10 protein-coding genes and 1 pseudogene are annotated in these 8,522 nt (G+C 62.6%); 6 read left to right on the forward strand and 5 right to left on the reverse strand.

From position 1 onward, the window contains the following. Positions 1–81 precede the first annotated feature (81 nt). Both hemJ and hemE read right to left on the reverse strand, forming a co-directional pair. Entirely contained in the window at positions 82–618 is a 537-nt protein-coding gene (hemJ, locus tag EOB80_RS32110; RefSeq protein WP_127331942.1) for a protoporphyrinogen oxidase HemJ, read from the reverse strand. After that, on the reverse strand, positions 618–1,649 hold the full coding sequence (gene hemE, locus EOB80_RS32115; protein ID WP_127320736.1) for a uroporphyrinogen decarboxylase: 1,032 nt from the start codon (positions 1,647–1,649) through the stop codon (positions 618–620). The genes hemJ and hemE overlap by 1 nt, the downstream gene beginning before the upstream one ends. Positions 1,650–2,056: 407 nt before the next feature. Here hemE and EOB80_RS32120 point away from each other — a divergent pair, with 407 nt between their 5' ends. The 5 genes from EOB80_RS32120 to dnaQ all read left to right on the forward strand — a co-directional run bounded on the left by EOB80_RS32120 (position 2,057) and on the right by dnaQ (position 6,188). Beyond that, on the forward strand, positions 2,057–2,878 hold the full coding sequence (locus tag EOB80_RS32120) for a pyruvate, water dikinase regulatory protein (RefSeq protein WP_127320737.1): 822 nt from the start codon (positions 2,057–2,059) through the stop codon (positions 2,876–2,878). Between the two features lie 288 nt (positions 2,879–3,166). Then, complete coding sequence (locus EOB80_RS32130) at positions 3,167–3,766, forward strand: Maf-like protein (protein ID WP_127331944.1); 600 nt, start codon at positions 3,167–3,169, stop codon at positions 3,764–3,766. Continuing rightward, positions 3,759–4,601 (forward strand): shikimate dehydrogenase, encoded by an 843-nt coding sequence (locus tag EOB80_RS32135; RefSeq protein WP_127331946.1) that lies wholly within the window; start codon positions 3,759–3,761, stop codon positions 4,599–4,601. The genes EOB80_RS32130 and EOB80_RS32135 overlap by 8 nt, the downstream gene beginning before the upstream one ends. Beyond that, on the forward strand, positions 4,598–5,197 hold the full coding sequence (gene coaE / locus EOB80_RS32140) for a dephospho-CoA kinase (protein WP_127331948.1): 600 nt from the start codon (positions 4,598–4,600) through the stop codon (positions 5,195–5,197). Before EOB80_RS32135 ends, coaE begins: the two co-directional genes overlap by 4 nt. Positions 5,198–5,486: 289 nt before the next feature. After that, positions 5,487–6,188: a DNA polymerase III subunit epsilon gene (gene dnaQ, locus EOB80_RS32150; protein ID WP_127331950.1), complete on the forward strand. Its 702-nt coding sequence runs from the start codon at positions 5,487–5,489 to the stop codon at positions 6,186–6,188. A 75-nt stretch (positions 6,189–6,263) separates the two neighbouring features. Here the strand turns inward: dnaQ and EOB80_RS32155 are convergent. Further along, a pseudogene (locus EOB80_RS32155) lies at positions 6,264–6,607 on the reverse strand (GIY-YIG nuclease family protein). Between the two features lie 251 nt (positions 6,608–6,858). Continuing rightward, positions 6,859–7,356, reverse strand: coding sequence for a protein-export chaperone SecB (secB, locus tag EOB80_RS32160; protein WP_023813420.1), 498 nt, complete (start codon positions 7,354–7,356; stop codon positions 6,859–6,861). Positions 7,357–7,531: 175 nt separating this feature from the next. On the opposite strand from secB, the gene EOB80_RS32165 reads away from it, so the two are divergent. Further along, positions 7,532–8,005, forward strand: coding sequence for a hypothetical protein (locus tag EOB80_RS32165; protein WP_127331952.1), 474 nt, complete (start codon positions 7,532–7,534; stop codon positions 8,003–8,005). A 31-nt stretch (positions 8,006–8,036) separates the two neighbouring features. Here EOB80_RS32165 and EOB80_RS32170 read toward each other — a convergent pair. Next, the coding region (locus tag EOB80_RS32170; RefSeq protein ID WP_245466494.1) for an FxsA family protein at positions 8,037–8,522 on the reverse strand (486 nt) is incomplete at its 5' end.

Genomic DNA, 8,522 nt, shown 5'->3' on the forward strand with positions numbered 1-8,522 from the left:
TCTCCCCGTCCCTATACGGGGAGAGGATGCCGGCAGGCAGGTGAGGGGCAGCGCCAACGCTTGAAGGCATCAGTCGAACCATCAGAACGGCTTGACCACCACCAGGATGACGATTGCGATCATCAGCAATGTGGGGATCTCGTTGACCATCCGCCAGTGCCTGGCGGGTTTTTCGTTGCGGTCCTCGGCGAATTTGCGCACCGCGCCCGAGAGATAGCCATGCATGGCGGACAGCAAAAGCACCGCACCGATCTTGGCATGCAGCCAGCCGCCCTGGAAACCAAAACCCTTCCAGGCGAGCCACAGGCCGAACACCCAGGTCACGATCATCGCCGGGTTGATGATGCCGCGCAGCAGGCGCCGCTCCATCACCTTGAAGGTCTCCGATTGCACCGAGCCCTTCTCGGCATCGGCATGATAGACCAGCAGCCGCGGCAGATAGAGCATGCCCGCCATCCATGAGATGACGGCGAGGATATGGATCGCCTTTGCCCAGAGATAGAAGCTGTCGGGTGCCGCGAAATACAAAAGCGCGGTGAGAACGACCAGCACCGCGATACCTGACATCATCCGCATCATCGCCTGACCGGTGCTGTTCGTGTTTTTCATCTCAGCCATCAGCGTGTCGCGCTCCGCACCTGTTTCACCATCGCCTCGACATGGGCGATCGGCGTCTCCGGCGTGATGCCATGACCGAGATTGAAGATCAGCGGTCCGTCTCCCAGCGCTCCCAGGATCGCCTCGACGCCGTCGGATAGCGCCTTGCCGCCAGCCACGAGCCGCAAGGGATCGAGATTGCCCTGAACCGCACCCGAGCGCTGCAATTCCTTCGCCGCGATCAGGGGTACCGTCCAGTCGATCCCTAGCGCCGTCACGCCGGTCTTCTGTCGATATGTCCGGTAGCGCGAACCGGCACCCTTGGGAAAACCGATGATCGGGACATCGGGATGAACCGCCCGCACCCGGCCAACGATCTCGGCCATCGGCTGAACGCAGAACAGGTCGAAACTCTCATCGTCCAGCACGCCGGACCAGGAATCGAATATCTGCACCACATCCGCACCCGCCTCGATCTGGCGGATGAGATAGGCGGCCGAATGTTCGGCAAGCACCTTCAGCAATCGTTGAAAGGCCACCGGTTCGCGATAGGCAAAAAGCCGCGCCGGCGCCTGGTCGGGCGTGCCATGACCGGCGATCATGTAGGTCGCCACCGTCCACGGCGCGCCGCAGAAGCCTATCAGGGTTGTCTCTTCGGGCAGTTTGGCCCGCAACCGGCGAACCGTCTCGTAGACCGGTTCGAGATTCACGTGAAACACCTTGCCTTCCAGAGCCAAAATCTCCGGCGCGGTGATCGGCGTCAGCAGCGGCCCTCTGCCCTCTTCGAAGCGGACGTCACGGCCAAGCGCATGCGGAACCACAAGGATATCGGAAAACAGGATCGAGGCATCGAAACCAAAACGCTCGATCGGCTGCAAGGTCACTTCGACCGCAAGGTCGGGATCATAGCAGAGGTCCAGGAACGAGCCCGCGCGTTTGCGTGTCTCCCGATACTCCGGCAGATAGCGTCCGGCCTGACGCATCATCCAGAGCGGAGGCGGAAAATGAGCCTTGCCCTTCAGGACATCCAGCATGATCCGGTTCTGGGGCATCGGGCGCTCGCTTCTCTCCCAGCCTCTTCTATAATCAAAGATTCTTATATCTAAGATTCTTCTGATTCTAAGAGTCTGTTGGTTCTGGTGGTTGTCACCTGTCCCGCTTTGCCCCGGAAAACACCAGCCAACATATTGTCGCGTGCTTCTTTTTCCCGGATGTAGGGTTCTGGGGATAGCTCTGAATCGATCAGTCGAGTCAAAGTGTTAGGCACAGTGGTGAAAGGCAGGTCCTGTGGACGGCCCGTAGTCGAAAAAAGCCGTCCCCAAACTTGTCCCCAGTCACCCGACGAAGCTGACAGCGCATCGAATTGTGGACAAACTGCCATCTGATACAGTCGCCTCCGACAGGCCCGTCTTTTCATCCCGCTTTATCCACAGAAGCCCACAGCCCCAGGTGACCCCCTGTGAACAAACCCCAGAGCTTCTTCCACCTGCACCTGATTTCGGACGCGACCGGCGAAACGCTGCTTGCCGCCGGTCGGGCAGCTTCGGCGCAATACAAGGACGCGCGCGCCATCGAGCATATCTATCCGCTTATCCGCACCGAAAAGCAGGTGGCGAAGGTGTTCGAGGACATCGAGGAGGAACCGGGCATCATCCTCTACACGGTCGTCGACCAGAAGCTGGCGCGCGGCATCGACGAGCGCTGCGCGGCCATGGGCCTGCCCTGTGTATCGGTGCTGGAGCCGGTGCTGACCGTGTTCCAGTCCTATCTCGGCACCCCGGCCGGCCGCCGCGTCGGCGCCCAGCATGTCCTCGACGCCGAATATTTCCGCCGCATCGACGCGCTCAATTTCACCATGGACCATGATGACGGCCAGTTGCCGCTCAACATGGACGATGCCGATGTGGTGCTGATCGGCATTTCTCGCACGTCGAAGACGCCGACCAGCATTTATCTCGCCAACCGCGGCATCAAGACCGCCAACATCCCGATCGTGCTCGGCGTGCCGGTGCCGGAAAGCCTGGTTGCCGCCAGCAAGCCGCTGATCGTCGGGCTGATCGCCACCGCCGAACGCATCTCGCATGTCCGGCAAAACCGCATCCTCGGCAACAGCGGCTCGTATGAGGCATCGGATTATGTCGACCGCGCCGCAATCGGCGAAGAGCTCGCCTATGCCCGCAAGATCTGCACGCGCCACGGCTGGCCGATGATCGACGTCAGCCGCCGCTCGATCGAGGAAACGGCGGCGGCCATCGTTGCCCTGCGAGGGAAGAATAGATAGATGAGCGAGGAGTGCGTTTTCCGAGTCTTCCCTGGCGGAAATTCGGCGCCGCCCCTCACCTGCCTGCCGGCATCCTCTCCCCGTATAGTGACGGGGAGAGGGCGCTGTCATTGATGGTTTCGCCAATCGCGACTGTGGCTGGAAACAGCGCCAGCGCTGAAGCTGCCCCTTTCTCCCCGTCTATATACGGGGAAAAATGTCCGGCAGGACAATGAGGGGCAGCGCCAACCTTACAGGACTAGAGCTGATCAAACTCCAACCGCGCCTGTGTCTGCGCCCGAGTGCAAAATGACCGAAAAACTCATCCTCGCTTCCGGCAGTCCGTTCCGCAAGGCGATGCTCGTCAATGCCGGCGTCGATGTCGAAGCCGTCCCGGCCGATGTCGACGAGCGCGCGCTCGAGGGGCCGTTGCAGGATAGCGGTGTCTCGCCCGAGGATGTTGCCCTGGTGCTGGCCGAGGCCAAGGCAACCGAAGTCAGCGAGCGCAGGCCGGGCGCCCTGGTGCTCGGCTGCGACCAGACGCTGTCGCTTGGCGACGAGGTGTTCCACAAGCCGGCCGATAGGGAAGGTGCGCGCCGCCATCTGCTGGCGCTGTCGGGCAGGACCCATCAGCTCAACAGCGCCGCGGTGCTGGTCCGCGACGGCGAGGTTTTGTGGCGCCATGTCGGCATCGCCTCGATGACCATGCGCAAGCTCGACCCGGCCTTCATCGGCCGCCATCTCGCCCGCGTCGGCGCCAAGGCGCTGTCCAGCGTCGGCGCCTATCAGATCGAAGGCGAAGGCATTCAATTGTTCGAGAAAATCGAAGGCGACCATTTCACCATTGTCGGCTTGCCGCTGTTGCCGCTGCTTGCCGAACTGCGCACGCTGGGAGCGATCGATGGCTGAGGCGTCGAAGAAGGCCTTCGTGTCAGGCCATCCGGTCAAGCATTCGCGCTCGCCGAAGATCCATGGCCACTGGCTGGCCAAACATGGCATCGACGGAAGCTACCAGGCCATCGATGTCGCGCCGCAAGACTTTGCCGTGTTCGTGAAAACGCTGCATGCAAACGATTACCGCGGCGGCAACATCACCATCCCGCACAAGGAAGCGGCCTTCGCATTGGCCGAACGCCGCGACGAGGCGGCGCAAGAAATCGGCGCCGTCAACACGCTGTGGTTCGAGGACGGCGTCCTGTGGGCCGGCAACACCGACGGTCACGGCTTTGCCGCCAACCTCGACGATCACGCACCGGGCTGGGCAAGCAAGGGTCCGGCGGTGGTGCTCGGCGCCGGCGGCGCGTCGCGCGCCGTCATCCATGCGCTGAAGCAGCGCGGCGTTGCCGACATCCGCATCGTCAACCGCACTGTGGCCCGGGCGCAGGAATTGCGCGATCGTTTCGGCGCCGGCGTGTCGGCGCATGGCATGGCGGCGGCCGATGAACTGCTCGGCGATGCCGGCCTGCTGGTCAACACCACCGCGCTCGGCATGCATGGCAATGAAGGCCTGTCGGCCGATCCCGCCCGGCTGCCCGACCATGCCATCGTCACTGACATCGTCTATGTGCCGCTGGAGACGCCGCTGCTCGCGGCCGCCCGTGGGCGAAATCTGAAGGCGGTCGACGGCCTTGGCATGCTGCTGCATCAGGCCGTGCCCGGCTTCGAGCGCTGGTTCGGCGTCAGGCCGCGGGTGACGGCCGAACTCCGGGCGCTAATCGTCGCCGATCTGGTGCCGAAGCCATGATCGTGCTCGGCCTCACCGGCTCCATCGGCATGGGCAAGTCGACTACGGCCAGGATGTTCGCTGACGCCGGCGTGCCGGTCCATGATTCCGACGAGACGGTGCATCGCCTCTATGCCGGCAAGGCAGCCCCGTTGGTCGAGGCCGCCTTTCCCGGCACCACATCTGCCGGGGTGGTCGACCGGGCAAAGCTTGGCGCGCGCGTGCTCGGTGACGCCGCCGCGCTGAAGCGGCTCGAGGCGATCATCCATCCGCTGGTGCGCGCCGACGCCGATGCCTTTCTGGCCAGGCATCGTGGATCAGGCGCGCCGATCGCCGTCCTCGATATTCCCCTGCTGTTCGAAACCGGCGGCCGCAACCGCGTCGACAAAGTCGTTGTCGTCACTGCGCCGGCCGAGACCCAGCGCGAACGCGTGCTGGCGCGGCCGGGCATGACGGAGGAAAAACTGGCGTCGATCCTGGCCAAGCAGGTGCCGGATGCGGAAAAGCGGCGTCAGGCCGATTTCATCGTCGACACCGGCCAGGGGCTGGACGCCGCGCGCGCGGCGGTCAATGCGATCATCAGGCAGCTGATAGGAGTCGGCAAACCGGGCCGCTGACACTGGCTGATGTCGGCGCCGCCCCTCATCTGCCTGCCGGCATCTTCTCCCCGTATAGTGACGGGGAGAAGGACGCTGTTGCAAAGGATTTCGCCAATCTCCAAGGTTTCGGAAAGGGAGCCGAGGTTGCGGCCAGCCCCTTCTCCCCGTCACTATACGGGGAGAAGTGCCCGGCAGGGCGATGAGGGGCAGCGCAAACCTGTGGCGATTGTCCTAGGCAACGCCGTTTCTCATTGCCATTTTGTTCCGTTGTATGAATCTGCTCCCTTGGAGCGGAGCGACTGATTCGATGCGTGAGATCATCTTCGACACGGAAACCACCGGCCTCGATTCGCGCGACGACCGCGTCATCGAGCTTGGCGGCGTCGAGCTGGTCAACCGCTTTCCGACCGGCAGGACCTTCCACCACTACATCAACCCGCAAGGCCGCGCGATCCACGCCGAGGCGCAGGCGGTGCACGGCATCAGCGCGGCGGACCTCGCGGGCAAGCCGACCTTTGCCGAGATTGTGCAGGAGTGGCTGGACTTCACCGACGGCGCCAAGCTGGTCGCCCACAACGCCACCTTCGATGTCGGCTTCCTCAACGTCGAATTCGGCCGGCTTGGTCACCCGGTCATAGACAATGGTCTCGTCGTCGACACGCTGGCGCTGGCGCGCCGCAAGCACCCGATGGGTCCGAATTCGCTCGATGCGCTCTGCCGGCGCTACGGCATCGACAACACCAAGCGCACCAAGCACGGCGCCCTGCTCGATTCCGAGCTGCTGGCCGAGGTCTATATCGAGCTGATCGGCGGCAAGCAGGCGGCCCTCATCCTCGACAGCGCCACCGCGCCGGCGCAAGGCGAGAATGTCCGCCAGATCGAAATCATCATCAGCCAGCGCCCGGCACCCCTGCCGCCGCGTGTCACCGAAGCCGAACGCGCCGCGCACGCCGGCATGGTCGGGACGCTTGGCGAAAAGCCGCTGTGGCTGAAGGTTGCGGCTGGCTGAGCAATTGCTGACCGAAACCCTCGCGGCTTCGTCATCCTAGGGCGGAGCAAGGAGCGAAGCGACGCAGCGCAGACCCTAGGATCCATGCCGTGACAGTGGTGCAGTGCTCCGCGGTGCAAGAAACCGAACGCCTACCACCCCGTCCGCGCGAAACAGCTCGAACAATTCCGGATTGGCCTTTTCGATCAATTCGATCTTCCATTGGCGCGGCCAGGGTTTCAGCGACTTCTCGCGCTGGATGGCATCGGTGATATCGAAAAATTCTTCGTACCAGACCAGCCGCTGAACACCGTAGCGGCTGGTGAAGCGCGAGCCCTCACCGGATTGTGCTCCGGCATGCGGCGACCGAGATCGTTGGTGACACCGATATAGATGGTGCCGGCCTTCTGGCTCGCAGTCATGTAGACGTAGCCGGTCATCGTTTTAGCGTAGCGAGCATAGGCGCGGGGACAAGCGCCATTCTGATCCGTTGCATTCTAAGGCACACGTCACGGCATGGATCCTAGGGTCTGCGCTGCGTCGCTTCGCTCCTTGCTTCGCCCTAGGATGACGAAGACGGGAGGGCTAGGCCATTCGAAGGGCGCCGGCGCCTCAGCTATCTCTCCAGCACAAACAGAAAACCCGGCGCGAGGCCGGGTTCTCAGAAAACAACAGCGATGGCAGGCAGGCCTCAGCTCACCTTGACCTTGGACGCCTCGTCCTCGGCCAGCTTCTGCTGGAACATCTGGGCGAAGTCGATGGGGTCGAGCATCAGCGGCGGGAAGCCGCCATTGCGGGTTGCCTCGGCGATGATCTGGCGGGCGAACGGGAACAAAAGGCGCGGGCATTCGATGAACAGGATCGGCAGCATGTGCTCCTGCGGAAAACCTGCGATGGCGAACACGCCGCCATAGACCAACTCGACATTGAACAGCACTTCCTGGTCGAAGGACGCCTTGGCGTTCAGCGTCAGATTGACGTCGAACTGCTTGTCGGAGAGCGGGTTGGCGTTGACGTTGACGTTGATGGCGATGCCCGGCGCCTTGTCGCGGCCGCGCAGCGAATTGGGCGCGCCGGGGCTTTCGAAGGACAGGTCCTTCACATATTGCGCCAGAACGTTGAGCGACGGCTGCGCCGCATTGCCGTTTCCGTTGGCTGCGCCGACCGGCGCGTCATCTTTGCTGGCCATAAGCCTTGTCCTCTTGCCTGGGCAGCGTCGCTGACCGAATTGAAATCGGGCGTTCGCTACCATGGCAGGGATGACAAGACAAGGTTTGCCGCCTTGCGGTAGTGGGTAGCGTCACATTTGATTTCAGTTTCAATCACATGGCGTCAAACTGCTATTCTGCGCGTCGAGGGTCCAGATGATCACACCCAAAAATTTGACGGCCAAGCTGCGGTCGGTACCGCAAGCCAAGTCTATTTTCGACAAGATGGCTGAGTTGCCCCTTTGGGATGCCGCATACCTTCTCCTGAGGTCCGAATTTTTGCTCAATATGATTGAGTTCGATGCCGGACTTCGCAACGCGCCTTTCGTCGAAGATACTGCCGTGCCGCCTAAGCCGCTTATCGGCCCGCGCCGTACCATATTGAGATTCAATCCGCATGAAATGATGGTCCTTCGACTGAAGGCCGCCCACCCCGCCGCAACCGACGCCTGCCTCCTGGAAGCCATCGAGGCAGCCCGCGAGTTGCAAAGCCAAAAAGCATGGAAACTGATGATGGACGCCGATTTCTCTAGGGCGCGCTCAGCGACTACGTTGCAAGAGGAATGGCCCGGTTTCGAACAGAAGACCTACGAGTTGGCCTATCATGATTTCCGAGTGGCGAACCGATGATAGGTAGGGGTCTGCCGTCTTGGACGGCGCCCTAGTCGTCCTTCAGGCGGCGCCACGGCGAGTTGTGATCCGGTCCGCGCTTCAGATCGTCTTCGCGCGAATAGTCGCCATCGTCGAGGTCGATGACCCTGTCGCGCCGGCCACGAAAACCGCCGGTCGAGAAATCGGTGGCGACGACAATGCGGCCCTTGAACCGGCTCCAGGCAAAATCGCGCAATGGCGGCAGGAACAGCAGCAGGCCGATGATGTCTGATATGAAGCCGGGGATGATCAGGAGGATCGCCGCAACCACGATCATGGCGCCGTGCGCAAGGTGGCGGCTGGGGTTCTGGCCGGCGGCCATCTCGGTGCGGATGCGGGCCATCACACCAAAGCCCTGGTATCGGAGCAAAAGCACGCCGGCGATGCTCGAGGCCAGCACGAGGCCGACCGTCGCCAGCGCGCCGACCTCGCGGCCGACGATGACGAAACCGGCGATTTCCAGCAGCGGAAGCGCGAGGAGAAAGAAGGGAAGCAG

Origin of the sequence: Mesorhizobium sp. M7A.F.Ca.MR.245.00.0.0 (assembly GCF_003997415.1) — a bacterium.
Taxonomy (GTDB): Bacteria; Pseudomonadota; Alphaproteobacteria; order Rhizobiales; family Rhizobiaceae; genus Mesorhizobium.